Origin of the sequence: Desulfitobacterium sp. LBE (assembly GCF_007830365.1) — a bacterium.
Taxonomy (GTDB): Bacteria; Bacillota; Desulfitobacteriia; order Desulfitobacteriales; family Desulfitobacteriaceae; genus Desulfitobacterium; species Desulfitobacterium hafniense.
In genome coordinates this window covers 5092943-5119576 of sequence record NZ_VLKD01000001.1, presented here as the reverse complement: position 1 = coordinate 5119576, position 26634 = coordinate 5092943, and the positions used below count along the sequence as shown (strand labels likewise).

Annotated in this window: 30 protein-coding genes and 1 pseudogene; 1 reads left to right on the top strand and 30 read right to left on the bottom strand. The window is 48.7% G+C overall.

All coding sequences use genetic code 11. From position 1 onward, the window contains the following. Positions 1-2 precede the first annotated feature (2 nt). The 23 genes and pseudogenes from DESLBE_RS24220 to DESLBE_RS24115 form a co-directional block, all read right to left on the bottom strand. Positions 3-1115, bottom strand: a complete 1113-nt coding sequence (locus DESLBE_RS24220) for an NADH-quinone oxidoreductase subunit D (protein ID WP_015944760.1) — start codon at positions 1113-1115, stop codon at positions 3-5. Positions 1116-1127: 12 nt separating this feature from the next. Then, positions 1128-1619 (bottom strand): NADH-quinone oxidoreductase subunit C, encoded by a 492-nt coding sequence (locus DESLBE_RS24215; RefSeq protein WP_005813217.1) that lies wholly within the window; start codon positions 1617-1619, stop codon positions 1128-1130. Beyond that, positions 1609-2130 (bottom strand): NADH-quinone oxidoreductase subunit B, encoded by a 522-nt coding sequence (locus tag DESLBE_RS24210; protein ID WP_005813216.1) that lies wholly within the window; start codon positions 2128-2130, stop codon positions 1609-1611. The genes DESLBE_RS24215 and DESLBE_RS24210 overlap by 11 nt, the downstream gene beginning before the upstream one ends. Further along, on the bottom strand, positions 2121-2477 hold the full coding sequence (locus tag DESLBE_RS24205; protein ID WP_011460440.1) for an NADH-quinone oxidoreductase subunit A: 357 nt from the start codon (positions 2475-2477) through the stop codon (positions 2121-2123). Before DESLBE_RS24205 ends, DESLBE_RS24210 begins: the two co-directional genes overlap by 10 nt. A 124-nt stretch (positions 2478-2601) precedes the next feature. After that, positions 2602-3384 carry a ribonuclease HII gene (locus tag DESLBE_RS24200; protein ID WP_011460441.1) on the bottom strand — a complete coding sequence of 261 codons (783 nt, stop codon included), beginning with the start codon at positions 3382-3384 and terminating at the stop codon, positions 2602-2604. 99 nt (positions 3385-3483) lie between these two features. Then, entirely contained in the window at positions 3484-4314 is an 831-nt protein-coding gene (ylqF, locus tag DESLBE_RS24195) for a ribosome biogenesis GTPase YlqF (RefSeq protein ID WP_011460442.1), read from the bottom strand. A 23-nt stretch (positions 4315-4337) separates the two neighbouring features. Further along, positions 4338-4850, bottom strand: coding sequence for a signal peptidase I (gene lepB / locus DESLBE_RS24190; RefSeq protein ID WP_011460443.1), 513 nt, complete (start codon positions 4848-4850; stop codon positions 4338-4340). Positions 4851-5286: 436 nt separating this feature from the next. Then, positions 5287-5628, bottom strand: a complete 342-nt coding sequence (rplS, locus tag DESLBE_RS24185) for a 50S ribosomal protein L19 (protein ID WP_005813207.1) — start codon at positions 5626-5628, stop codon at positions 5287-5289. Positions 5629-5836: 208 nt separating this feature from the next. Then, a complete protein-coding gene (locus DESLBE_RS24180; protein WP_018307059.1) occupies positions 5837-6394 on the bottom strand; it encodes an RNA methyltransferase in 558 nt (185 codons plus the stop codon). 12 nt (positions 6395-6406) lie between these two features. After that, complete coding sequence (gene trmD, locus DESLBE_RS24175) at positions 6407-7198, bottom strand: tRNA (guanosine(37)-N1)-methyltransferase TrmD (protein WP_018307058.1); 792 nt, start codon at positions 7196-7198, stop codon at positions 6407-6409. Then, positions 7195-7707: a ribosome maturation factor RimM gene (rimM, locus tag DESLBE_RS24170; RefSeq protein WP_005813199.1), complete on the bottom strand. Its 513-nt coding sequence runs from the start codon at positions 7705-7707 to the stop codon at positions 7195-7197. Before rimM ends, trmD begins: the two co-directional genes overlap by 4 nt. Then, a pseudogene (locus DESLBE_RS27490) lies at positions 7692-7899 on the bottom strand (hypothetical protein). The gene rimM and the pseudogene DESLBE_RS27490 overlap by 16 nt, the downstream one beginning before the upstream one ends. 622 nt (positions 7900-8521) lie before the next feature. Further along, positions 8522-8752, bottom strand: a complete 231-nt coding sequence (locus tag DESLBE_RS24165) for a KH domain-containing protein (RefSeq protein ID WP_011460446.1) — start codon at positions 8750-8752, stop codon at positions 8522-8524. 22 nt (positions 8753-8774) lie between these two features. Further along, positions 8775-9041: a 30S ribosomal protein S16 gene (gene rpsP / locus DESLBE_RS24160; RefSeq protein WP_018307057.1), complete on the bottom strand. Its 267-nt coding sequence runs from the start codon at positions 9039-9041 to the stop codon at positions 8775-8777. A 61-nt stretch (positions 9042-9102) separates the two neighbouring features. Continuing rightward, a complete protein-coding gene (gene ffh / locus DESLBE_RS24155) occupies positions 9103-10464 on the bottom strand; it encodes a signal recognition particle protein (RefSeq protein WP_026198959.1) in 1362 nt (453 codons plus the stop codon). A gap of 26 nt (positions 10465-10490) precedes the next feature. After that, the gene (gene ylxM / locus DESLBE_RS24150; protein ID WP_018307055.1) at positions 10491-10859 is read right to left on the bottom strand and encodes a YlxM family DNA-binding protein; all 369 of its coding nucleotides are present in this window, start codon (positions 10857-10859) and stop codon (positions 10491-10493) included. A gap of 251 nt (positions 10860-11110) precedes the next feature. Beyond that, positions 11111-12406: an amidohydrolase gene (locus DESLBE_RS24145; RefSeq protein WP_011460449.1), complete on the bottom strand. Its 1296-nt coding sequence runs from the start codon at positions 12404-12406 to the stop codon at positions 11111-11113. A 60-nt stretch (positions 12407-12466) separates the two neighbouring features. Then, the gene (locus DESLBE_RS24140; RefSeq protein ID WP_011460450.1) at positions 12467-13105 is read right to left on the bottom strand and encodes a class II aldolase/adducin family protein; all 639 of its coding nucleotides are present in this window, start codon (positions 13103-13105) and stop codon (positions 12467-12469) included. Next, the gene (gene mtnA / locus DESLBE_RS24135) at positions 13105-14142 is read right to left on the bottom strand and encodes an S-methyl-5-thioribose-1-phosphate isomerase (protein ID WP_144678433.1); all 1038 of its coding nucleotides are present in this window, start codon (positions 14140-14142) and stop codon (positions 13105-13107) included. The genes DESLBE_RS24140 and mtnA overlap by 1 nt, the downstream gene beginning before the upstream one ends. 15 nt (positions 14143-14157) lie before the next feature. Then, entirely contained in the window at positions 14158-14934 is a 777-nt protein-coding gene (gene mtnP / locus DESLBE_RS24130; protein WP_144678432.1) for an S-methyl-5'-thioadenosine phosphorylase, read from the bottom strand. Positions 14935-14945: 11 nt separating this feature from the next. Next, positions 14946-15908, bottom strand: coding sequence for a signal recognition particle-docking protein FtsY (gene ftsY / locus DESLBE_RS24125; protein WP_144678431.1), 963 nt, complete (start codon positions 15906-15908; stop codon positions 14946-14948). Between the two features lie 167 nt (positions 15909-16075). Beyond that, positions 16076-17623: a flavocytochrome c gene (locus DESLBE_RS24120; RefSeq protein ID WP_144678430.1), complete on the bottom strand. Its 1548-nt coding sequence runs from the start codon at positions 17621-17623 to the stop codon at positions 16076-16078. Between the two features lie 25 nt (positions 17624-17648). Then, complete coding sequence (locus tag DESLBE_RS24115; RefSeq protein ID WP_243131376.1) at positions 17649-18116, bottom strand: cytochrome c3 family protein; 468 nt, start codon at positions 18114-18116, stop codon at positions 17649-17651. A 247-nt stretch (positions 18117-18363) separates the two neighbouring features. On the opposite strand from DESLBE_RS24115, the gene DESLBE_RS24110 reads away from it, so the two are divergent. Continuing rightward, complete coding sequence (locus tag DESLBE_RS24110) at positions 18364-19578, top strand: helix-turn-helix domain-containing protein (RefSeq protein ID WP_144678428.1); 1215 nt, start codon at positions 18364-18366, stop codon at positions 19576-19578. Positions 19579-19665: 87 nt separating this feature from the next. Here the strand turns inward: DESLBE_RS24110 and DESLBE_RS24105 are convergent, their stop codons facing one another. The 7 genes from DESLBE_RS24105 to DESLBE_RS24075 all read right to left on the bottom strand — a co-directional run bounded on the left by DESLBE_RS24105 (position 19666) and on the right by DESLBE_RS24075 (position 26512). Then, a complete protein-coding gene (locus DESLBE_RS24105; protein WP_005813179.1) occupies positions 19666-21063 on the bottom strand; it encodes a nucleoside recognition domain-containing protein in 1398 nt (465 codons plus the stop codon). Then, entirely contained in the window at positions 21060-21875 is an 816-nt protein-coding gene (locus tag DESLBE_RS24100) for a FeoB small GTPase domain-containing protein (protein ID WP_005813177.1), read from the bottom strand. The genes DESLBE_RS24105 and DESLBE_RS24100 overlap by 4 nt, the downstream gene beginning before the upstream one ends. Positions 21876-21929: 54 nt before the next feature. Then, the gene (locus DESLBE_RS24095) at positions 21930-22178 is read right to left on the bottom strand and encodes a FeoA family protein (RefSeq protein ID WP_005813176.1); all 249 of its coding nucleotides are present in this window, start codon (positions 22176-22178) and stop codon (positions 21930-21932) included. A gap of 234 nt (positions 22179-22412) precedes the next feature. Beyond that, positions 22413-24137 carry a methyl-accepting chemotaxis protein gene (locus tag DESLBE_RS24090; protein WP_144678427.1) on the bottom strand — a complete coding sequence of 575 codons (1725 nt, stop codon included), beginning with the start codon at positions 24135-24137 and terminating at the stop codon, positions 22413-22415. After that, on the bottom strand, positions 24134-24649 hold the full coding sequence (locus DESLBE_RS24085; RefSeq protein WP_035214187.1) for an FMN-binding protein: 516 nt from the start codon (positions 24647-24649) through the stop codon (positions 24134-24136). The genes DESLBE_RS24090 and DESLBE_RS24085 overlap by 4 nt, the downstream gene beginning before the upstream one ends. A gap of 181 nt (positions 24650-24830) precedes the next feature. Then, on the bottom strand, positions 24831-25244 hold the full coding sequence (locus DESLBE_RS24080; protein ID WP_015944779.1) for an iron dependent repressor, metal binding and dimerization domain protein: 414 nt from the start codon (positions 25242-25244) through the stop codon (positions 24831-24833). 335 nt (positions 25245-25579) lie between these two features. Beyond that, a complete protein-coding gene (locus DESLBE_RS24075) occupies positions 25580-26512 on the bottom strand; it encodes a 2Fe-2S iron-sulfur cluster-binding protein (protein WP_072772710.1) in 933 nt (310 codons plus the stop codon). Positions 26513-26634: the final 122 nt, after the last annotated feature.

Genomic DNA, 26634 nt, shown 5'->3' with positions numbered 1-26634 from the left:
TATTACTTATCCACTTCACCGAGCACTGCATCCAAGGATGCAAAGCTTGCGATAAGATCCTGGATATAGGTGCCCACACCGATTTCATTTAAGCATTGAAGATTGACGAAGGCACCGGCCCGAATCTTAACCCGCTCAGGTTTCGGCGTTCCGTTGCTGACGATATAGAAACCGAGTTCGCCTTTGGGGTTTTCCACACGATGATACACTTCACCGGCCGGTGGTTTAATAATTTTAGGCACCTTCGCCATAATCGGGCCCTCAGGGATATCCCTCACCGCTTGACGAATGATCTTAAGGCTTTCGTTCATCTCCATGAAACGGATCAGATTGCGATCATAGGTATCACAGCCGTAAAGCACAGGAACTTCAAAATCAAAACGATCATAAATCCCGTAAGGCTCAGCTTTCCGAACGTCATACTGAACGCCGGAGGCCCGTAAAGCCGGACCTGTGATGCAAAGGTTTTCCGCAACCTCTTTGGAGAGGATCCCTACCTTCTTCATCCGCGCCTGAGCAATCTCATTGCCCATATAGATATTGAAATACTCTTCCAATTTCTCGGGCATATCGTCCAGGAAGGATTCCAAAGCAGGCCAGAATTCTGCGGGAGGTTCTGCGCTGACGCCGCCGATGCGCATGCAATTCACGGTCAAACGGCTGCCTGACATCATTTCAAACAGATCAAGAATTCTCTCCCGATCCCGGAAAGGATATCCCCAAGCCGTCCATCCTGCCATATCCAAGGCGGCGCTGGCAATGAACACTTGGTGGCTGGCGAAGCGGGCCAGTTCAGCTAAGATAATTCTAAGGTATTCCGCTCTCTCGGGAATCTCCAGGCCCATCAATTTTTCCACAGTTTGGACATAAGCCAGATTATTATGAGGTGAAGCAAGATAATCCAAACGATCGGTATAAGGAATAAATTGCGGATAGGTACGGCTTTCTGCGATCTTTTCCAATCCGCGGTGCAGATAGCCGATTTTGGGTTCAATTCCGGTTACTGTTTCTCCTTGTAGACGAACCACCATACGAAATACGCCGTGCATACTCGGATGTTGAGGGCCCATGTTTAAAAGGAGTTCTTCCGTTCCTTCATTGTATAAATCAGTCATGGCTCTACCCCCTTAATCATCTTCCCTGCGCACACGCATAACATTTCGAACTTCTGCAGGCTCTGTGACATAATCTTTGCGCAGCGGGAACCCTTCGAAGTCATCCCACATATAAATCCGTTTCAGATTGGGATGTCCTTTGAATTGAATACCAAACATATCATAGGCTTCCCGTTCCATGAAATCGGCACCTGCCCAAATACGGGTTACGGAATCAATCACCGGGTTGTCGCGGTCGACAATCGCTTTGACTCTCAGCTTTTGGGGTCCGCGCAAGCTTGTCAATTGATAGACCACTTGGAAATGATCCAGCTTATCCACGCCCCCAATGTCGTGGAGAAAGTCACAAGGCACTTCTCCGAAGCTTTTAACCGCAGTCAAAGTTTCCGTAATATAAGGCGCCTTGACGGTAAGCACTAAGGTGTCAAGAATCTCTTCAACAGTTCCGCTGACGCGGGATGCTAACTCATCCACACGTTTTTTTAATAATTCATTATTTCCCATGTTTCAATAACCTCACCTTATCTGGGTGATTCACTTTATGTTGAAGTTGAAGCAACCCATATACTAAGGATTCCGGCCGTGGAGGGCAGCCGGGAATATAGACATCGACGGGGACTATTTTGTCCACACCTGTCAACATGGAATAGGAATCCGCAAAAGGGCCGCCTGCACTGGCACAGCTGCCCATAGCAATAACCCATTTCGGCTCAGGCATCTGGTCGTAAATCATCCGCAGCAGAGGAGCCATTTTGCGAGTACATGTTCCAGCGACAATCATGACATCGGCATGGCGAGGTGACGCCCGGAAGACCTCATACCCAAAACGAGAGATGTCAACACGCGGACCACCTGCAGCCATCATTTCGATAGCACAGCAAGCTAAACCGAAGGTTACCGGCCAAAAAGAATGCCCCCGACCCCAGTTGAGAACTTTATCAATACTGGTGAGCAGCACATTTTTTTCCATAAGAGCTTCGGCTTCGCGGAGTTCTTTCTCTTTTGCTACATCCACTCTAATGCACCTTCCTTCCAAGCATACCAGAAACCAACTAAAAGAATGACAATGAATACGAACATTTCAATAAAAGCGAAGGTTCCCAGTTGGCGGAACGACAACGCCCACGGAAACAGGAATACCGTTTCTACGTCAAAGGCCGTAAAAACAAGGGCATAAAGAAAATAATTGCTTTTGAAGCCTAACCAAGTACGTCCAATGGTTTGGTTACCACCTTCATAGGGTGTTAACTTTTCAGGAACCGGTTTTTTCGGAGCTAAGAGTTTTGGCATCAACATCATAATTAAGTTGATGGCAATTGCCACCACAAGAGCAATCCCCACAGCAGCAAAATTATCAGACATCTTCCTACCTCCCTTCATAAAAAAAATTGTGTTTCCCATAAACCAAACCCATTGTGCCATATTTGTTTATGAATAGTCAACAATTATGTATGTCTAATATCTTGAATGCCAATTATAAATATTTTCAAACAATATCCAGTTGCTGTTGAACTGGAGCAAAGCTTCGGCGATGAATCGGACTCACGCCACAACGGCGCAGAGCCATCAGATGTTCCCGGGTACCATAACCCTTGTTCTTAGCAAATCCATACTCAGGATAAAGTTTGTCCAGTTCACCCATTAAATGATCCCTGGAGACCTTGGCCAAAATGGATGCGGCTGCGATACTGGCACTTAAAGCATCGCCATCGATGATGCCTTTTTGGGGTATCTTGAGACTGGGTAATTCCAAAGCATCAATCAGTAAAAAATGGGGACGCACTTTTAAGCCCTCTACGGCTCTCTTCATGGCCAATTTGGTAGCCTGAAGTATATTCAAACCATCGATCTCAGCAGGTTCCGCACTGCCGACAGCATAGCCGATAGCCTGCTCTTTGATCTGTTGGAACAGTTTTTCCCGTTTGCTCTCCGTCAATTTTTTGGAATCGTTAAGCCCGGGTAAATTAAATTTGGCGGGAAGAATACAGGTAGCCGCCACGACGGGACCTGCCAAAGGCCCCCTCCCCGCTTCATCAATTCCGGCAATATGTAGATACCCGTTGAGCCACAGTTGTTTTTCTTCCCTTAACAGGGCTTCGATGCGTTCTGCTTCCACCAGGCGGGCTTCCCATTCCTTATAATAGCGAACAATCAGATTCTGTATCCCAAGGCGCTCGTCCTGAGCACAGGCTTTAAGAAATTCCTCCGAAGGTTCAGTATTAAGAACCTCGCTCACCTCACGGATACTCATTCGAGATATTCCTTTCAACGTATGCTCCTCTTTCCTACTCTCTCTTTTACTGGAATCCTGACGATTCACAAAACAAACCTGAAATTTAAATCAACTCTCATTTAAGATTATTATAAGCTATTTCACTGTATGATCCAAAGTGAATTTCCCTAAAGAACCTGCCCGGAATTCCCTTAGGAAGATCTGAGCTGCTTTCAAGATATCCACTTGTCCCCCTTTAACCAGGCAGCCTCTCTTTCGTCCAATACCCTCCAGATCCAGGTTTTGAACATCTTCAGTATACCGGGTTAAAGCCTCCGGATAATTTTCCTTGAGCTGCTCCAGTACCCAGAGGGACAGTTCTTCAAGATTGAGCACTTCATCCCGGATAGCACCTACGGCCCCCAGCTTTTTGCCCACTTCAGGATCTTCAAACTTTGGCCAGAGCAACCCCGGTGTATCCAGCAACTCTACTCGCTCATGAATGCGAATCCACTGATTGCCCCGGGTCACCCCCGGTTTATTGCCTGTCTTAGCTTTTGCACTTCCAATAAGATTATTCACCAGGGAGGATTTTCCACAATTAGGTATACCCACGATCATCACCCGGATGCTGCGGGCACGAATTCCTTTGGCCGTCCATTTTTCTATCTTATGGGCCATGAGCCGCTCGACTTCGGGAACAATTTTGCCTACTCCGGCACCGTTGGTTGCGCTTACCGCCAAGACGGGATTGGCTTGACGAAGTTTACGTGTCCAGATCTCTGTCCAGTAAGGATCAGCCAAATCCACCTTGTTCAGGATAATTATTTTCGGCTTATCCCCCAACATCTCCTGCAGCAGAGGGTTTCTGCTGCTTTCCGGTAAACGGGCATCCCCTAATTCGATGACCACATCCACCCAACGCAGCTGTTCCAACAACAACCGCTTTGCTTTGGCCATATGGCCAGGAAACCACTGAATATTCAACGAAACACCTTCTTATCTACCCTTTACCAAAAGAACTTAATTCTCTGGAAGGGACTATAAACAAACCATGCTTTCCCAATGATATAACTTCTGGGCAGAACCCCCCATTCTCTTGAATCGCCGCTCTCCCGACGGTTGTCGCCCAAAACAAAAATATTTTCAGCAGGGATGGTTTCAGGTTCAAAGGGTGAATAATCCCCTTGCTTCAGATAAGGCTCCTGAATCAGCGAGCCGTTGACATAAACCTGATTGCCTTTAAGCTCAACAGTCTCACCATCCACAGCAATAACCCGTTTGACAAAGGTGCGGCTGGTATCTTTCGGATAAGCAAAAACCACAATATCGCCTCGGGTGGGGGTTCCGTATTGGTAAGCAAAACGATTCACGAGAATTCTATCCCCTGGAACCAAAGTCGGCTCCATGGAATTTGAAGAAATAGTATAGGGCTGAAGTACAAACAAACGTAAAAGAGCAGCACAAACGACCACTGCTGCCAGGACCCAGATTAACCATCCGATTCTTGTCTTATGCTTCACCGTATTTCTCCTCCCTGTTTCAAACTCTACACGAGTGTAGTGGCGCGTTCACTTTCAGCTGAATGACCCAGGATGAATTTTCAGTCTGCAAGGCGAAGAAGTGAGGCATAGTGGTGCTACGCCGATTACGACAACGCGGCAGATGGAAATTCAGACAAATCATTAAGCGAAACGTGAGCGTGTCGCTACACTAGTATGAGCAGAAATTTTGAGGAGCATACAGCATTTTTCAAGACAAAGAAAACCCGACTTCACCCGAAGACAAGGCTATCGCACTTGTTTGCTTTTTAATCACCCATCCAGGAAGGTGAAGTCGTTGGTTGCACTTATGCCGGATGAAAGTATGCAAGGTCGTTATACTTTCTGACCGTGCAAAAAAAGCGAAAGGGATTTTGTATATAATAAAAGGGCCGGATAGCTCCAGCCCATCTTATTGCTAGCGACGGTCGCGAATCCGCGCTGCTTTACCTGAAAGTTCACGTAGGTAGTAGAGTTTGGCACGGCGTACGATACCGCGGCGTATTACCTCAATGCGGTCAATGCGAGGAGAATGCAGCGGGAAAGTCCGCTCTACTCCTACACCATAAGTTACCCGACGCACGGTGAAAGTCCGGCGCAGACCACCGCCTTTCATCTTGATGACAACCCCTTCGAAAGCCTGAATACGTTCCCGGGTACCCTCGACAACCTTAACGTGGACACGTACGGTATCTCCAGGACGGAAGGCAGGAAGATCTTTTTTCATTTGTTCTTCTTCAATCATGCGAATAAAATCCATTATTGATTCCCCCCTTCCTTGCCTAGATGTTCATACACTGAGCTGGTGTTTCATCACCAAGCTTTTCACAGTGAGCGGACCATCCGTTTTACCGTGATATTGTATCACAAACAATAAGCTGAGTGCAACTTTAAAAATTAAAAAAATGTCCGGGTCGTGTAGTTTTCATACAACACTCACTCCATAGCTCCGAGGCTGGTCAGTTCGCTTAATGCCCTCTTAAGCGATCTAAAATAATGGCCGCTGCCGAGCGGACGGAAAGATGATTCCATTCTCCGGGCCCATAGATCGGTTCCAGAATGATATCGCACTCTTCCATAACCTCCCTGAGCAGGCCCCAACCTGTGCCAAAGAGCAGCAGCAACGGCTCTTCCCCATTTTCGATTTTATCCCGTACGGCGGCATAGCCTAAGGTATTGGGATATCTCCGGGCATCCGTGGCTATCTTCAAAGGCCTTCTCCCTTGCTCCTTAAAAATCTCCTCTTCAACCTCGGCAAGCTCACTGGCTAATTTAACCCGGGCAAAGGCTTCCTGGCGATTGGGATTATATTCGGCACCAAAGCCTTCCTGCCAGTAGCCCATTATCCGTTGAGCCAAGGCTCTTTGGGCTTCAGCAGGATGGACAATATAGTAGCGTTTCACTCCGTATGTGGTAGTGCTGCGAGCGATATCGTGAATGTCCAGATTGGTGATGGAGGTGGCGATGGTTTCCATATTTTTATTGTAGACCGGTGCATGAAGCAATGCCACATACAGATCCCCCATAATGGCTCCTCCTTATCGGCGTTTTTTGGGCTTAGGCCTTAAATGTTCCCAGCGTGAGCGCTCTTGTGCCAGCTCAGGATGTTCTTGAATCAGTTCTTCCAATAAATTGAAATCGCCCGCTCGAAATTCAACCTTAGCGAACAAATCAGGACGCTTTAAGAAAGTACGGCGCAGGGATTCCTTTCTGCGCCACTCTTCAATACGCCGGTGATGGCCGGATAAAAGAACATCCGGTACCTCCATCCCCTCAAATACAGGGGGACGGGTATAGTGAGGGTATTCCAAAAGCCCTCCGCTATGAGAATCTTCCTCAGCGGAGGCTTTTTCTCCCAGAACACCGGGCAATAAACGAGCTACGGCATCCATCATCACCATGGCTGCCAGCTCTCCTCCGGTAAGAACAAAATCCCCTAAAGACACTTCTTCATCAGCAAGGCTGCGAATGCGTTCATCAAATCCCTCATAGTGACCGCAAATAAAGACCAGTTCATCCCAGCGGCTCCATTCTTCGGCCTTCCACTGTTGAAACACTTCCCCTTGAGGAGAAAGCAGCACAATCCGCCGCCGGCCAGGGCTGGGCGGCAAGTCCCGCAGTGCCGCAAAGAGGGGCTCAGGTTTGAGTACCATGCCCGCTCCTCCCCCATAAGGAACATCATCCACATTCTTATGCTTGCTGGCAGCGTAATCCCGGAAATTAATTAAACTTACCTCGATGAGCTGTGCTGCTTGAGCCCGTTTTAAAATACTCTCATGAACGGGGGCAAACATCTCCGGAAACAGGGTTAATACAGTGAACTTCATCATCTTAGTTCTTCACCATCGATGAGTCCAGGGGGCAGCTCCACATCCATCCGCTTCCCGGCTACATCCACATGCTTCACCACTGTCTTTAAAGCCGGCACACAGATCTCCCCTTTATCCCCCTTGACCAGATAGACATCATTGGCCCCCGTCTGTATCACCTGAGCCAAAGTCCCCAGTAGCACATCTCCTTCATAGACCTGCATGCCCTCCAGTTCGAAGTAATACCAGCCTTCCTTAAGCGGCGGGACCTGGTCCCGATCCGCCTTAACAGCCCATCCTCTGATGGCTTCCGCCTTATCTCTGGTATTAATCCCTTCCAAAGTCAGATACACTTCCGATTGATGGACATTGGCATGAAGAACCTTAAGGCGACGCTGTTCCTGATTCTGCACCAGGATCACTTCCTTAAGCTTCCGGAACCGCTTGGGATTATCTGTAATGGGATAGACTTTGATTTCCCCCTGGACTCCATGGGGCTTTATGACTTCACCGATTAAGACCTCATCCATAGAACATTGCTCCTTTTTTGAGGAAAGTATACTTTAAACCGACCTGCAAGCCTGATCTCTCCAGGATTTTGATTTACGCCGTTCGCTCCGAAAGCTGCGCGGACAAAACTAACGCTCAAGCCCTCCGATCCGAAAAGTACCCGGCTAAATCGGCTCCTGCCTCATAGCCGGTTGGAAACGTCCTGTTTCCAACTTTTCTCCGCTGTGGGCTTTTCGCGAAGTTTTGTTTCCGCTCGCTTAAAGTCGCTTCCCTGCCGTAAATCAAAATCCTTGGGCTGCTTCTCGGGATTGAGTGGGCAAGGCGCTGTAGGCCTCTTAGCTTAGTCTGCTTTCCAGCCTGAGCAGGTGTTATAGGCCCTTCTCCTAGCCATTTTGTTAGTCTTGCCGACGCCGTTTGCGGCATGGTCGGCGAATCGGTTGATAAATCGCTTGGGCAAATTGCTTGAGAGAAGGCTTAAACCAAACCTCAAAGGAAAACTAAAGCAGACCCGTGAAGTGTAGCTTTACGTACAAAAGGGAACGGATTTAGCGGAGGGGCGGTTAGGTGAACGTCGCTTTCTTAACGTAGCGCAGCCACGGTTCACATCAGGTATTACCCTGAGGTTTGGCGTAGCTGTTAAGAAAGCGAGTGAACCAGCCCCGGAGCTATGGAGAGACCGTTGTGCGTAAAGCTACACAACCCGAGCAAAGCTTAAACGATACCGCCCAAACAAGGCGTCATTCCCCTCCTTATGGATCCCACCAAGCAAGCATGCAAGCCCGGACACTTACAAGCACCTAACGTCAAAAAGGGCTTAAAGCCCTTCTCAACACATCACTGATCAATGTCAACATGCACTCTGCGGCCATCTTTGACTGCAGCAGCTTTTACTAACGTACGTATAGCGTTAGCAATTCTTCCCTGCTTACCAATCACTTTGCCCATATCCTCCGGAGCAACGGTGAGCTGCAGGTGAACGGATTTCTCCGTTTCCGATTGAGCAACCAGAACTTGCTCCGGGTGATCGACTAAAGCTTTCGCAAGGACCTCTACGAGTTCCTTCACAGGAGCACCCCCAATAATCCAATTACTTCTTGGACTCATGGTACTTAGCCAGAACCCCAGCCTTGCGAAGAAGAGACTTCGCTGTATCTGAAGGTTGAGCACCAGTTGCTAACCATTTCATTGCTTTTTCTTCATCAATGTTCAGGACTTCCGGTTGTTTCGTAGGATCATAGAAGCCAATTTCCTCAATGAAACGACCATCGCGTGGAGCATTGGAATCCGCAACGACTAAACGATAGAAGGGATTCTTCTTAGCGCCCATGCGGCGAAGACGAATTTTTGTTGCCATGTTTTTCACCTCCTCACCAGGATACTTATCACTCCTGAGAATGATAAGCAAAATTAGAAAATTATTTAAAAGGGAAGGGCAAGCCCATTTTTTTCCCTTTTTTACCTTTTTTGCCCTTGCCCATCATCCCCATACCTGAACCACCGGCAAATTGTTTCATCATCTTTTGCATCTGCTCGAACTGCTTCAGCAAACGCCCCACTTCCTGAATGCTGGTCCCGCTGCCTTTGGCGATGCGACGCTTTCTGGAATCCTTGATCAAGGCGGGCTTTCTGCGCTCTTCAGCGGTCATGGAATGAATAATGGCTTCAACATGGGCCATATCTTTTTCATCGACCTGAACATCTTTCATCTGCTTGCCAACACCGGGGATCATTTCCAGCAGAGAATTCAAGGGCCCCATCTTTTTAAGCTGCTGCATCTGATCCAGGAAATCATCCAGGGTAAATTCCTGCTTGCGCAGCTTCTGCTCCATTTCCCGGGCCTGCTTTTCGTCGAAGGCCTCCTGGGCCTTTTCAATCAGGGTCAGGACATCTCCCATTCCTAAAATACGGGAGGCCATCCGTTCCGGAAAAAAGGGCTCAATAGCATCCATCTTTTCTCCGACACCGGCAAATTTAATCGGGCAGCCGGTTACGGCCTTCACGGAGAGGGCAGCCCCGCCCCGGGTATCTCCATCCAGCTTGGTCAGGATGATGCCATCAACCCCCAGCTCGTTATGGAAGCTTTCCGCTACATTCACGGCATCCTGCCCGGTCATGGCATCGACCACCAGCAGGATTTCATGGGGTTTCACTGAGGACTTAATCTCTCTAAGTTCTCCCATCAGCTCTTCATTGATATGCAGGCGGCCTGCCGTATCGATGATAACCACATCCAAGCCTTGGCTGTTGGCATGCTGAAGACTGGCAGCGGCGATCTTTACCGGGTTCTCCTGGCCTAAGGAAAACACAGGCACCTTGATCTGTTCTCCGAGGACTTCCAGCTGTTTGATGGCTGCCGGACGATAAATATCGCAGGCGACCAAGAGGGGATGTTTGCCTTGCTTCTTCAGCATATTAGCCAGCTTGGCACCGTGGGTTGTCTTACCGGCTCCTTGCAGGCCCACCAGCATAATGACTGTAGGAGGCTTCGAGGAAATATTTATCTTGCTGGAAACGCCGCCCATTAAGGCGACCATTTCCTCATTAACAATTTTAATCACCTGCTGTCCAGGGGAAAGAGATTCGAGAACCTCCTGTCCAATGGAACGCTCCTTGACTTTGGCGACAAAATCCTTAACCACTTTAAAGTTCACATCAGCTTCCAATAAGGCCATACGGACTTCCCGCATCGCTTCATTGACATCCGCCTCAGTGAGCTTGCCTTTACTCTTTAACCGCTTGAATGTTTCTTGTAATTTTTCACTTAGACCTTGAAACATACCAGCCCTCACTTTCCGGACTCAACCTAAGAAGCTTCAATATCCCGATATATTTCATCAATTTTTTGACTTATGGATTGATGCCGTTCCCAGGCTTTCTCGTTGGAAAAATCCTTATGCTCGAATTCCTGCACTAATTGGTGAACTTCGGATAATTTATGCTGCTCGTCGGCAAAGCGGCGAATCAGTCCCAGCTTATCCTCATACCCTTGCAGGATCTTTTCCGTCCTCTTCAACAAGTCATACACTGCTTGCCGGCTGATCTTCTCAAGATCAGCAATCTCCACCAGGGAAAAATCCTGTTCATAATGGAGATCCCAGATCCTCCCCTGCTTGGAAGTTAAAAGAGGACCATAAAAATCCGCCAGTAATGCCATTTTTGCAAATCGTTCCAATGCAAAAAGCCTCCCGTAAAGGATTTTTACTTTACTGCGCTATTTTAGGGCATATTCATCAGTTTGTCAAGTAATTTTACTTTCCTGCACTTGTAATTTTTAAAGGACTTAATTTTTAAAGGTAATTTTTCAAACAGCAATTCTTTATATAACACTTGATACGACACTTGCATTTCCTGTTTTAAGAACACTGCACCTATATTCACATATATTAATGAAGGAAAAATTATATTTTATAGAATTTAAAAAGTCTATAAGCCTTGTGCTATCCCTTTGGCCCGCTTTTCCACCTCTCGGCAAACCCGTTTGATATCTATGGTCATGAGCTGACGTTCCTGCATGAGAATTTTGCCATCGACCATGACTGTACGCACATCGCCGGCGTGGGCGACATAGACCAAATGGGCAGGAATGGAGAATCTCGGGTAAAAATGAGGCTGATCAAAATTGATGGAGATCAAATCCGCCTTATAACCCGGTGCCAGCACACCCACATCGTGAAGTCCCAGAGTCCGTGCCCCATCCACTGTAGCCATCTGCAGCACCTCATAAGCGGGCAGAGCCGTGGCTCCTTTGACGAGCTTTTGCTGAAAGGCCGCTGAGCGCATCTCCCCGAACATATCCAGATTATTATTGCTGGAAGTGCCATCCGTACCCAAGCCAACCACAACACCCCGTGAACGGAGTTCGGGAATCGGCGCCGTGCCGCTGTTTAATTTCATATTGCTCTCGGGATTGTGGGCGATAAAAACCTTGTTTTGGGCCATAATCTCCTGATCTTCCTCAGTCAGGTGCACACAATGGGCGGCCACCACATGCCCTCCGAATAAGCCCAGTTCCTCCAGCCATTGAACCGGGGTCTTGCCATATTGCTCTTTGATGGTTTTGATCTCATCTTCCGTCTCCGCCACATGGATATGAATTCCTACTCCCAGACGGTCCGCTTCCTGCTTAACCCGCTGCAGAAACTCACCGGAACAAGTATACGGAGCATGGGGGCCAAACATAACCTGAATCCGCCCCTGACCTGCACCATGATAATTCTTGACCAAGTCTATGTTCTCGGCAAAAGCTCTTTCTCCATTAGGAGCGTTGCCTATCAAGCCCCTTGATAAAACCCCCCGGGTTCCCGCCTCTAAAACGGCTTTCGCCACCTGATCCATAGAAGCATACATATCCAGCATCGTCGTGGTTCCGGATTGGATCATTTCCCCCAAAGCCAGCAAGGTTCCCCAGTAGATATCTTCATCGGACATTTTATCCTCAAAAGGCCAAATCTTCGTCTGCAGCCAAGGCATCAAGGGCAGATCATCGGCATAACTTCTCAACATGGTCATAGCCGCATGGGTATGAGTATTAATCAAGCCAGGCATAACCACATCCTCAGGCAGATCGATGATCTGATCAGGAATAAAGCTGTCCGGAGCAGAACCTTTCTCCCCGACAAAGAGAATCCGATCATTTTCAATCCCTATTTCTCCCTCGGGGTAGAAATCCTCCGGCCCGGTCATGGGCAATACCATAGCGCGAATAAGAATCTTGGACACAACTATCACTCCTTACAACCAATGATTTAGACCCCCAATCCATTTGGAGGTCTAATAGCACTAAGCTCGTTGTCCGTAGCTTTCCTGATAAGCGCGGCGCATGATTTGAATGTCTTCAGGGCTTAGTGCCGCCGGTTCACCCAAGAGCCGGGACATGATATGAATCTGAGCACTTTTCTCTACGACTTGACACACTTTAAATGCTTCAGCCAAGGAGAAGCCAACCCCGACCAAGCCATGGTTAGCGAGAAAGACAGCATTCTTGTCTTCCAGTGCCTGCACAGCACTAAGGGCAAGCTCCAGCGTGCCGGGTAACTCATAGCGGGCCACCGCCACCTGACCTCCGGCAATCATCACCAAATCCTCCACAATCCCCGGGAGGGGAAGGCGGGATACGGCATGGGCTGTAGCAAATGGAGAATGGGTGTGGACGATTCCTTGAACATCAGGCCGCTGCTTATAGATCTCCCCATGGAGCAGCAGCTCTGAAGACGGCTTGCGCTTTCCCTCCAGCACAGTATTATCCATACTCAGCAGTACCAGATCCTCTTCCTTCAAGGAGAAGTAATCCATGCCGCTGGGAGTAATCCAGTACCCATTGCGGTCAGAATCCCACGCGGAGATATTCCCCCAAGTACCGGCGACCATGCCGCTCTGAGCTATTTTTTGGCCGATCTCCAGGATTTTCTCTTTGAGCATCAAGAGCGCACCATCATCTTTAGTAAATTCACAGAGTAAGGTGAGGTTACGATACCCTTTTCCGTAATAATTCCCGTAATCAATTTGGCGGGAGTCACATCAAAAGCAGGATTATACACGGGGACTTCCGGCGGGGCTACCTGAACCCCAAAGACCTCCCTTAATTCCTTAGGATTCCTTTCTTCAATAGGGATATCTTGTCCACTGGGAACCTTCAAGTCAATGGTGGAGGTAGGGGCAGCCACGTAGAAAGGTATGCCATGAGCATGAGCTAAGACAGCCAGGGAGTATGTACCGATTTTATTGGCCGTATCTCCGTTGGCTGCGATACGATCCGCACCCACGATGACCAAATCAATATTTCCCTGTTGCATTAAGAATCCAGCCATATTATCCGCGATGAGGGTCACGGGAATGTGATCATTCATCAATTCCAGAGCTGTCAACCGGGCCCCTTGCAAGAAGGGACGGGTCTCACCGGCGTAAACATGAACTTTCTTGCCCGCCTGCTGGGCGGCGCGTATTACCCCAAGGGCAGTGCCATACTCCACAGTAGCTAAGGCACCTGCGTTGCAGTGGGTAAGAATATTGGCTTCCGCGGTCACAATTGCGTTGCCATGTTCCCCGATGAGACGATTGACACGGCGATCGTCCTCAGCTATATTTTCGGCCTCTGCCACCAAGGCTTGGCGAATCTCCGCCAGTTCCTTCGCCTCATGCTGATCCCGCAGCCGATCCTCCATACGGCGCAATGCCCAAAAGAGATTGACTGCTGTGGGGCGGGTCTCCGCCAAACGGTGCTGAACTTTTTCCATATGAGCCGACAAGCCTGCCAGCTCGCCTGAGTAGCCTATTGCTCCCAGGGCGTATCCGTAAGCTGCTGCGGCGCCGATAGCCGGTGCCCCCCGAACTTCCATTTTTTCAATGGCCTCCGCCACTTCCTCATAGGTTGTGGCCATTCTATACTTAATTTCTACAGGTAAACGGGTCTGATCCAATATTTTTAAGGAATCTCCCATCCACTCTAATGCTTTCACCTTCGTACCGCCTTTCTAAAACTTACCGACCTCTGCATTAGCCATTTGACACCGACAATCCTGTTCGTGGCGAAGTATCCGAAATGTTTCTTGTATTAAACCGGCTGCCTTCTTTCCGGCAGCTTGCAAGCTTTCAACGACTTCCTGATGGGTTAGGGGGTGATCGGCTATTCCTGCCGCTTCATTGGTAACCATGGCGATCGTAGCATAGCACATACCGCATTCCCTGGCCAAAACCACTTCGGGCACGCTGGTCATCCCCACACATTCTCCGCCGAGAATTTGGTACATCCTGATTTCAGCCGGAGTCTCAAAGCGCGGCCCCTCTGTACATACATAGGCAGCCCCGCCCTGCAAAGGCACCCCTATGGACTCTCCGGCTTCACGAATCACCGCTTGTACAGACCGGCAATAGGGTTCTGTCATATCCACATGGAGTACGCCCTGTCCTCCCCCTTCATAAAAGGTCTGAGGACGGCTCTTGGTAAAGTCCAGAAATTGATCCAAGAGCACAATATCTCCCAATTGGAGTCGGGAGGAAAGGGAACCCACAGCAGCCGTGGCAATGATTTTCCGGACACCAAGTTCTTTTAAAGCCCAGATATTGGCCCGATAATTGACCAAATGAGGGGGCACCGTATGCCCTTTGCCATGACGGCTCATGAAGACAATGGGCTCATCGTGGGCCTCAAAACGCCCGATCTCCACCGTTACCTTTCCATAAGGGGTAGCGATGCTTTCTGTACGGAGATCCAGCAGAGCAACCGCCTCTAGTCCTGTTCCACCGATCAATGCGAAGGTATTCAGATTTCTTCCTCCTCATCATCCTGAGTCTGATCAAAAAGAGCACTGGCAAAATCCTGGGGAATAAATGGACGCAAATCCTCCATCCCTTCCCCTACGCCGATCCATTTCACCGGGATATTAATTTCTCCCTGAATCCCCAGGACCACTCCGCCCTTGGCTGTACCATCCAGTTTCGTGAGCACAATTCCCGTCACCCCGGCCACTTCCTGAAAAAGCTTGGCTTGCTGGAGAGCATTCTGTCCTGTTGTGGCATCAAGGACGAGGAGAACCTCATGAGGTGCCCCGGGAATTTCCCGTTCAATGACCCGCTTTACTTTGCGCAGCTCTTCCATTAAGTTGACCTTATTATGTAGTCGGCCGGCCGTATCCATAATGACCAGATCGGCACCCCGGGACTTCGCTGCCTGAAGAGCATCATAGGCTACCGCCGCAGGATCGGCACCTTCCTTTTGTTTTATGACTTCCACACCGGCCCGCTGTCCCCAGACCTCAAGCTGATCGATGGCCGCTGCCCGAAAGGTATCTCCGGCAGCCAGGATAACTTTCTTTCCTTCCCCTTGGAAATAATGAGCTAACTTGCCGATGGTCGTGGTCTTGCCCACACCATTGACACCCACCACCAAAAAGATGCTGGGACCATGTTCCGCAAAGTTCATGGATTCTTCTTCTCCCAGCAGTTCAGCAATCAGCTCTTGGAGAACAATCTTTAGCTCTTCCGCCTCCTGTAATTTTCTTTTCTTTACCTCTTTACGCAACCCTTCAACCAGCTCAAAGGAAGTATTTACCCCCACATCGGAGCGAATCAATACTTCCTCCAGCTCTTCATAGAGCTCTTCATCGATTTTCCGTCTTCCCGTTAAAATCTCTTCGACTTTAGTAACAAACTGATCCCGAGTTTTCGTCAATCCTTCTTTTAGTTTAGTAAAAAAACCAGCCAACTGGACTTCCTCCTTATACATAGGCACACCTTTGAGGCTATTGTATCACAATCCGGTCAGGCTCTCAAACTAATCCAGTATAAATTGAAAAGAGCTATATTCCAGCAAATAGAATACAGCCCTTTATTCTTCTAATTATTCATCTTCTAATTACTCACCTGTTTTTAGTCGCTCTCTTGAATTGAATTCTAACCCCAGGCCTCGGCTTTGGCCGCTTCCTGTCCGCTAATGCGGCCATTGACAATGCAGTCTGTACACGCTACTCCACCCAGACGCACCGCACCATGGATACCTCCTGTGACTTCACCGGCGGCATAAAGCCCTTTGATCGGTTCAAAATCCTGATTGATCACCTGGGTTTGCAGATTGGTCATAAGCCCGCCCATGGTATGGTGAACCTTCGGCCACATGCGGGTAACATAGAAGGGTCCTTGTTCAGTGGGTTTAGCTCCCTCCATAATCATGCAATTGAAATCATCATCTTTGCCCTTGAGGACAAAGGAGTTCCAACGCTTGATTTCAGCCAGGAAGGGTTCCACCGGAACATTGTAGGCTTTGGCCACTTCTTCGAGAGTATCGTATTTCTTAATGGAGCCGTTCCCCATCGCTCCTTCGAGAATTTGGGGCAGAATCTGCAGCTTCACAGCATATTCGTCAGCCACATGAATACCGGGTTCACCCAAAGCAATGATCGCATCCGCTCTGACCTTCCGGTTCCCCGATTCCATAATAAACCGCTTGCCGGTTTTGACGTCGATCATGGGAGCAAAGCCAACCAGCCGTTCGACGAACTGGGGCACATAGCCAAATCCCTTTTCGTCAGGGCTGGTCCAGGGCCCAAGCTGAATCCAATCCATATGCACATCCATGGCTTCATGCTTCAGCGCCTCTCTCAGGGCTTCCCCCGTAGCACCCAGGTGGTTGGTGCTGGAGAATTTGTCAGTGATTCTGGGATCGTGAATGGTACGCATCCTGATGTCCTGGGAGAATCCGCCGGAAGCGATAATGACGGCCTTCCTGGCTTTGATCAGCAGCGGTGTCCCACTGCTCTCGTTGCCATATTTATAACCATCCAACACTTCCACGCCGATGATCCGTTTCTCATCATTTTCAATGAAGCGGACGAATTTTCTATTATTCGAAACGGATATACCTTTTCCTTCTAACTTCGCCAGCATAGCCTTAATGTACCCTGAGCCGGAAGCCTCTTCCGATTGATGAGCTCTTAATACAGAATGGCCGCCATGGTAATTCAGTTTTTCTCTGAATTTCATGCCCAGATAATTCTGACACCATTCCAAGGCTTCGTTGGATTTTTCTGCGACAAGGGTGGCCTTATCCACATGATTGATATTGCCGCCGGCCTTTAGCATGTCCGCTACCATAAGTTCGACCGAATCCTCAACGCCTGCGGCTTTTTGCATCTTCGTATTGGCACAGCACATATCTCCGCCATTAATAGCTGAGTTCCCTCCGCTCACAGGCATCTTTTCCAAAATAATGACCTGTGAACCTGCCTCAAGGACTTCCAGGGCAGCTGCCAGACCTGCAAAACCGCTGCCGATGACAACCACATCGGTCTCTTCCTTCCATTCCGGACCGGCTTGGGCGGGCTGAGGTGCCGGATTCGCTGCTCCTGCTGAACAACCGGCCAGGGTTCCCACACCGGCAATGGATACACCGGCTAAAGCCATCGTTTTTAAAAATTGTCTTCTATCAACTGCTTTTTGGGTCATGGGGTTAGCTCCTCTCAAAATAGAATTAGAGTTTAGTCCATAGCTCTTCATCCAGTTCATTGATCCAGGGGAAATCATGACAGGTTGAACACATCATTTGTGATTTGGCATGAATGGCATGACATGTGGTGCAGTCAGCTGTGTCATAGTGGTGAGGGCCATGGGGGTTCGGTTCCTTTTCCTTGGTCAGCAGGGCAACCTCTGCCATACTTTTATGACAACTCAGGCATTGCTCCTGTTTTACCGGGTTTTCCACACCTTGCTCATGACATTGTTCGCATTGCAGGCCCATTTTCGAATGAGTATTATCGGCCTGCTCACCAGTGTTCACCAGGGCCGCTTGACCGCCTTCTCCCGCACCTCCCTGGGGCTTTGTTTGACTTGCCGCTTGTTGTCCGTCACAGCCCATTACGGCGATGAAGACAAATAGCAGGCATCCTAACAAAAAAGCCAGTTTAAATTGTGCTGCAGGTCCTTCTTTTCCTGTGCCCACTCCAATCCTCCTTTCTTCCAGCATGGGAAAGTTCAATACTTTCTTGTGCCAAATCATTCTATCTTTCCGGATGGCTCTCCTTCGTAGCATTAGACAAACATAGCCGGGTTTTTTTCAGACAAATATACAATTGTAATTACAAGCACAAGCAGCTATACTAATACATACTAAACTTATATTTTCTAAGGACAGCGCCGGTCTACCCAACACATCACTTCATATCTTTCATTTGCAAAGGAGCATAAAAATGGCTCATACCGATGAGGTCAAAGTGTCTTTGACCCATTCAGTTCTTGAAATGAATAATTTGGAGCATGTCCTGAGCTACTTGCGCGAATCCACCGGGCGGAATGTCATCATCTCGGATTACAAAGGAACGATCTATAGTCTGGGTTCGGACCAGGAGCAACTTCCCCAGAGTTTTTTCAGTATCATCTTAAACTGGGATGGAGACAGCCCTTATCTGTGGGATGAAGAGCTGCTCACTTTATGCTATAAAGTGGGAACCAGTGAAAAGGATGGTTTTATCTTCGTCGAACCGGCCCATTCAGAAGAATGCCACGAATTGATCCCCAGTTTAGAAAAGGCTTCCTTGGCTGTTAAAACCTATTTTAACCTGGCCCATTCCATGGAAAAGCTTAACAATGTGTATACCAATAACTTTATTGCCGATATTCTCTTGTGCAATATCAATATCAAAGAGCTTCTCAAACAAAATTCATTCCTCCTTAATTATGACTTAAATAATCTGTATTATGTTTGTATTATGCTGACCGACCGCATATTGACGGAAATAGAAAAACAAGCCCTCCTGGCCTACACCAGAGATTGGCTCAAGCTCAACAAGCTGGATATTTTCTGCACCGTTTGGGATAATAAGTACCTGGTTCACATCTGCCCCACCCACTATGATGTGAAAATTCTCGATGTGGACAGCGGCTGGAAAAAGTCCCTGGACAATATCACCCGTTATCATGAAGATGTACGCAAAAAATTTAATTTTAAGGCCACCTTTGGCATTGGCAATAAATACCTCATCGATAAACTGCACCTGAGTTACCAGGAGGCCCTCTATGCTATCCATCTCTCCGAGCTGACCGGGAATGGCAACCAAGTCAGACATATCTATGATTTAGGTGTCTACAGTCTGATCTTCAGCAATAGCCTGGAGCAGCTTAAATCCTTATATAAAAAATACTTAAACGCACTGATCCTTCACGATAAAGTGAACAACAGCATGCTGCTGGACACCTTGCGCTGCTATTTTGACGCTAATTTAAATATCAATGAAACCGCCGAGCGGTTGTTTCTTCACATCAATACCCTGCGCTACCGCTTAAAGAGAGTTGAGGAGCTGACCAATACCAGTTTCCAAAAAGCTTACGACCGAACCAATCTTTACATTGCCCTTAAGGTATACGATGTACTGGGGCGTCTGGAGTTGATTGACCCTTCACAATGATGTTTTCATCACAATCAAGGACAGATCTTAGCTGCTTTCAGCAGCAAAGGATCTGTCCTTACATTTTCTATAACTGAGTAAACTTCTCTATACCCACCCTAATGCGTAAACCGTCTGGGCTACCATAAAGCATATGATAAAGGCGATCGCCGTGGGAAGAAGGAAGCCCAGAGCCGTCCACTTTTTGCTTCCGGTCTCTTTATACATACTGAGGAGAGTGGTGGCACAAGGCCAATGCAAGAGGGAGAACAGCATGGTGTTCAGAGCGGTCAGCCAAGTCCAGCCATTGGCTAAGAGCACTTCTTTCAACTCCGCCAGGGTACTGAAATCCGTTAATTGTCCCGTCGCCAAATAACTCATCAGGAGAACGGGGATCACGATTTCATTGGCCGGTATACCTAAGATAAACGCCATAAGAATAAATCCATCCAACCCTATAGCCTTAGCTGCGGGATCAAGGAAGGCTGCAATATGGGTAAGAATGCTCGCCTCTCCCACCCATACATTAGCCAGAACCCAGGTGGCTGCTCCGGCCGGTGCCGCTACGATGACCGCCCGGCGTAAGACGAATAAGGTGCGATCCAGCATGGAGCGATACAGAACAGAACGGACCTTGGGCCGGCGGTAAGGGGGCAGCTCCAGGACCATCGAGGAGGGTTCCCCTTTTAAAAGGGTCATGGACAATCCCCAGGACACGCCAAAGGTGACCAAAATGCCGAAGAGCACCATAAATATGACCGAACCTGCCGCTAAGAGGGACTGGGAAAAAGCCGCCATACCGGCGATAAAAATCGAGGCAATAGCAATCAGGGTGGGAAAACGTCCATTGCAGGGCACGAAATTGTTGGTTAGAATAGCGATCAATCTCTCCCTGGGGGAATCAATAATCCGGGTGGATACTACACCCGCCGCATTGCAGCCAAAGCCCATGCACATGGTTAAGCACTGCTTGCCGCAAGCCTTAGCTTTCTTGAACATATGGTCCAGATTAAAGGCCACCCTGGGGAGATATCCCAGATCCTCCAACAGGGTAAACAGAGGAAAGAAGATGGCCATGGGCGGCAGCATCACTGCAATGACCCATGCCAGTGTCCGATACATCCCCAATACCAAAACACCATGAAGCCAAGCCGGCGCACCTAAGGCATTAAAACCCTGGGTAAGGGTATCCTGAAAGGCAAAAAGCGTTGTAGCCAGGAGCTGGGAAGGGACATTCGCCCCCACGATCGTAATCCAAAAAATCAGCCCGAGGATGCCCAGCATGATGGGGTAGCCAAAGGCTCTGGAGATCACGATCTTATCAACGCCCTCCCGCCACCGTCTTGCCTGCTCTTGTTCCCGGCAGACCACCCGATTGGCGAGTTTTTCCGAATAAGCAAAAATATCGGTAACCACGCGATCCGTGATGGAATGACCAAGATCCTCGCGAATTGTTTCCGTATCCCGATAAAGCTTCAATAACGGATCCGGAGTAATACTGCTCATAGCGCTACCTTCCCCTCCTCCCTTTGCAGGTCAATCTCTTGATCCCCATTCATGGCAACGAAACGGCCGATCTCTTCGATAAAGGCAGGATCACTGTCCAAAAGCCGGAGGGCGAGCCAGCGCGGGCTGAGGATAGTGCCCATACCCACCTTTTCGATCTGGGGCTGGAGCAGCTGAATGGCCCTCTCCACATCCTCAGAATAAACAATTTGTTTGGGCTGAGTAGCTTGATTGCCCACGGCAATATCAAAAATGGCTCGTTGCAGTTCCTCAAGCCCCTGGTTATGTCTGGCCGCCGTGGCAACCACCGGCACACCAAGCTCCTTTTGCAGGGCAGCAAAATCAATGACAATGCCTCTTTTGCGAGCCTCATCCATTAAGTTGACACAGACAATGATCCGGGGCGTAATCTCCATAATCTGCAGGGCAAGATTAAGATTGCGCTCCAAGGAGGTGGCATCCAAAACCACCACGGTGGCGTCCGGTTGACCAAAGCAAATAAAGTCCCGGGCAATCTCTTCTTCGACACTATGGGCCAGGAGGGAATAAGTACCCGGTAAATCAACGAGCATAAAGCTTTGATTGTGATAAGTAAAGTAACCTTGAGCATTGTTCACTGTTTTGCCCGGCCAGTTGCCGGTGTGTTGGCGCAGGCCGGTCAAAGCATTGAATACTGTACTTTTACCCACATTGGGGTTTCCTGCTAAAGCAATAATCCACTGGTCGGCTGCACTGCTTATACCAAAGCTTTCTCTCCGAATTCTTCCCTTTTGCATTAGGGGAGCAGCTTGATCCCCAATTTTTAAATTCATTGCACTCACTCTCCAACACTTTCCATACTAACCGCACGCTTGCTTGGGTTTTCTTTATACTAAAGTTGAATTGACCCGGATCGACCTGGCATCCTCACTCCTGAGAGCAATCACTGTTCCGCGAACTAAGTAAGCGATGGGATCTCCGGCGGGGGCGGTCCCGACACATTGGAGGGAGGTTCCGGGAACGATACCCAAATCCAATACTCTCCGTCTCAACAGGCCGTTTAGTTCAAGATCGACTACATAAGCCTTCTCCCCCTGCTTAAGGGTGGATAAGGGAACTAGTGATTGTGTATCCATGAGTCATAACTCTCCCTTCACTGTTAGACTGGGTTAACTTTTAAATCGATTCCTTTTTTCAGGTTTGAAGTATGTTTTTTAATACAGTATTAAAGATGGAAATAAAGTGTGACTTGGCTAGTAAAGAAACCATGCTGTTTAAGTAATAAAGCCGCTGTCACCATTCCCCGGAACAGCAAAGGGGCGTTTCCTGCAGTTATACAGAAAACGCCCCGTAAGGTGAGTGGTTATGAATCAGGTTATTTTAAAACGGCTTACTGCCTGCTGCAGCTGATCCGCCAACTGAGCCAAGGCTCCGCTTGACGAGGCAATTTCCGTCAGGGCAGAGGACTGCTCCTGGGTAGCTGCCGACACCATCTGGGTTTGGTCGGAGGTCTGCCGGCTGATTTCCTCTACCTTGCTGACTGAATTAACCATACTATGGCTGTCCATAGACATTCCTTCCACACCGGCCGATATCTCCATGATCTGATCGGATGCTGTGCGAACCAAGGCAGCAATATTAGCAAAAACCCCACCGGCCTCATTGACAGCAGCATAGCCGGCCTGCACTTCGGAAGTCCCTTCCGTCATAGCAGTCATGGCCCTTTGCGTATCCATCTGGATGGATTGGATCAGAACAGCAATCTGTTTGGCAGCCTGTTGGGATTGCTCGGCCAATTTGCGGACTTCCTCGGCGACAACAGAGAACCCGCGCCCTTCTTCACCAGCCCTGGCCGCCTCAATAGCGGCATTGAGCGCCAGAAGATTGGTTTGAGCCGCCAATCCGGAAATGGTTGACACAATCTGGTCGATTTCCTTGGATCTGGTCCCTAGTTCTGAGACGACCAAAGCGGACTGTTCAACACTTTGTTTAATGTCCGCCATTTTGACGACCACTGTGTCGATTTTGCTGCTGCCCTGAACTGCCGCCTGGGCTGCTTTTTCAGCGATCAGCGTGGCGCTGGTGCTGTTGGCCGCGATTTGCTCTATTACTTTGGCCATATTTTCCACGGTTGCCATGGTCTCAGATAAAGCGGTAACCTGTACTTGCGCGCCATCGGCAGTTGCGCTGACCGCATGGGCAACCTGGGAGCCGGCCTCGGCAGCATGTCCGGCGCCGGCGCTTAACTCCTCGGAAGATGCGGCTACCATTCCGGCCGATTCATGAACCTGGTGAATTAAATTCCGGATATTCTCAGTCATCGTCTGAAATACCATACCCAACTGCCCGATCTCATCCTTGGCTGTTCGGTACTTGGCCGGAATTTGACTGACCAAATTGCCTGAAGCGATCTCATTGGCCGCCTTGGCCAAAGCGGACAGCGGGGTACTGATCAGTCTGGAAATGGTGACACCCAGTACCACAGCCAGGACTCCAGCCCCCAGCACAAAAATTATCGTCTGCCAGAAGGCGGATTCTGCTCTTGCTTTATTGGCAGCCGCCACCTCATGGCCGGTTTGTTCCTTAATCAGCGACAGGTTATCGATGGCTGCGCTGAAATTGGCCGAGAGTTTCGGGCCATCCTGAGCTAATACGGTATAAGCAAAGGTTTTGTTGCCATGGCGGCAAAGTTCCATCACTTGGTCCAGATGGTAATCGAAATTTTCCAGGACATTGTCCAGATAGGTAAACTGCAGCGTCTCCTCTTCGGTGCGCAGGCTTTGCCCAAAGGTTGCCAGCGCCTGGTCAATTATTTGCCGGTTTTGCTCAATAGCTTTTAAGTGGGTTTCGATCTGAGCAGGATCTTCTTCCAGGATAATGTCTCTGATGTACGCCCTGTTTTCTTCGAATGAGCCGTGAATTACCCGCAGCTCCAGCAAAGGCAAGGTCTGATAGGTGTACAGTTCCTGATCCATTTCCTGGAGGCGCAGTGTGTTAAAGACCCCCAGCCCTCCCACCGCAAAGGTGATCAAGGCCAGCAAGCAGAAACTCATCACCAGCTTGGTACTGACCTTAAGATTAGCAATGGCTTTCATGAATCTCCCTCCCCGCTCCCCTGATCGCCTTCTGGTATATGGGAGAGATAGACCGTTCCTTGGCTGCCCTTTTCCGCCGCAGCATAAGCTGCCTGGGCCAACTGTTTAAACTCCTGGGAGGAGGAGGTGGCGCCGGTGATTCCGTCTACCTGAGCCGGATCCTGATAGATGATCAGATTCTTGGCAAAGCGCGGGCAATATGTTTGGGGGCCTAGTCCGTTGGCAGCCGTCATCCGTTGGTTATAGTCGGCATCCTGGGTTTTGAAGGTTCCCTCCGTAGATATGTAATCAAAATTGACCTCCGCTATTTTTCCTTCGTCATTTATTTCCATAACCAAAAATGGCGTCCAGCCCCGGCTGTCAGGCTGGTCGAACTCAGCGCGGTATGTACCGGGTATTAACCGGGTTTGTGACTCCTCAACAAACTGAGCATTCTCTGTTTGAGGGGAGCAAGCCAGCAAGGTGCCTGCTGTTATCAGCCAAAGCACCATGATCAACAATCGTTTCTTCATCTCATTCCTCCTCATATCATCAAAATTCGACTTAAACCCTGGGTATAATACCAATATTCACATTATAATCCAATTGTTGAATTTATACAATTTTTATCGGATTATTTTTTAGTAATTATTATCTATTTTTGTACAAAAAAGAAACGTTCAGCAAAAGCCTGACCGTTATTCAAGTCTATGTTTAATTTTGTTCATACTCAAAGCGGAGGAAAGCTTCATAACAAGCTGGGTTTTCCTTAAAAAAAGTAACCAGCCGGCGTAAGGATTGGATCGTTGAATCCGATATATAGTGCTCGATGGCTTCGGTTTCAGCGGGAATATCGCATTGGCTTTGAATCAGGGCCAGAAACTCTTGCAGCATTTGGTTTCTCTCCACTAAGTAATTGCCTTTCAGACATCCCTGCTCGGTAAGGACAATTTCGCCATAGCGGTGATAATTGATATAACCCTGATTATTGAGTTTATGCAGAGCCTTGGACACCGAGGGCAGAGATACGCCCAGCTTCTTGCTGATATCCGTTACTCTTACCACACTATTCTCCATAGAAAACCGGTAGATTTCTTCCAAGTAATCTTCCAGGCTGGGGGACAGCACCCTCCTCACCTCCAAGGCATTCCCTTTCTAATACTATATGTCTGGGATAGTTTGCCTTATGACCATGTTCTCCAGGGCAAATTGCTCAAGCTTTCTCCCCCCTTGTGTTGTCAACTTCGACCTCTTAAAGCCAAAGCTAAGCACAGAGGCAAGTAGCGGAAAAACTAAACGGTCTGCAGATGCAGGCCGTTAGCTTTAGCATCTAGTCCGATCTCCCAGGATAGATAAAGTATTAGCCATATGGTGTATGAACAACAAGACGGCTTCTGACATCCGCCAGTCGCCGTCTGCAAAAGATGCTATCATGCTGTCAACAGTATCAAACAACCAGCCTGTTACTCCGCCAGCAAGGCAAGCTTCTCGGCAATATCCCCCAGTCCCAGGAATTCCGCCCAGGTAATTTGGACAAACTCTCCATCCTTATTGACAAAGGGTTTTTCTTTGCGCTCGGGGTTATAACGGAAATCAGAACCAATCCGCCCTTTGAGACAGAGAGGCCGTCCACTGGATGCTGATTTGGCAGTAACTGCGATGACTTTGCCGTCTTTGGAATTGATTTCGAACTTACAACCTGCTTCACAGAAGGTGCAGATGACTTCTTCTTTCCGGACCTCCCAGGCTCTGCCTTTACCAAGGGTGTTTTTATCAATTAAAGCTCCAACCGGACAAACGGCCACACAGCGGTTACAGTAGACACAAGTGGAATCCTTCAGGTCGGTATCCATAACGGTAGCCACTTTGGCATGAAAACCACGATTGGCAAACCCGATGACACTTCTTTCTGCCACAGCTCCACATGTGGCAACACATTTTCCGCACAGGATGCATTTATTCAGATCCCGCAAAATATAAGGATTGGAATCTTCGATGGGAAGCCGCCGCCTCTCTCCCCGGTATATTTCACCCTTTACCCCGTACTCATAGGCATACTCAGCCAAAGAGCAATCGCCCATTTTCTGGCAGGTCATACAGTCCAAGGGGTGATTGGCCACCAACAGCTCTAAAATAGTTTTGCGCGCTTTTCTTACTTTCTCATTTTGAGTATGAACCACCATGCCCTGGGTTGCTTGGGTAACACAGGATGGCGGCAGATTGCGCATGCCTTCAATCTGAACGACACACAGGCGGCAGGCTCCGGCAGGGGTAAGCTCCGGGTCGTGGCACAAGGTAGGAATCGTGATATCATGCATTCGGCAAGCTTCCAGCACCGTCGTTCCTTTAGGTACGCTGACTTCGCGCCCATCAATACTTAGGGTCAGCCATTCCATTTCTCTCACTCCTCATTTTTATATTGCTAAAATAGTCACCAGCTATTGTTGTACTCTCTTTAAGCAACATCTTAATTATAGCCATTATAAGAATATTTTGCAATTTCTTAATATCCTTCAGA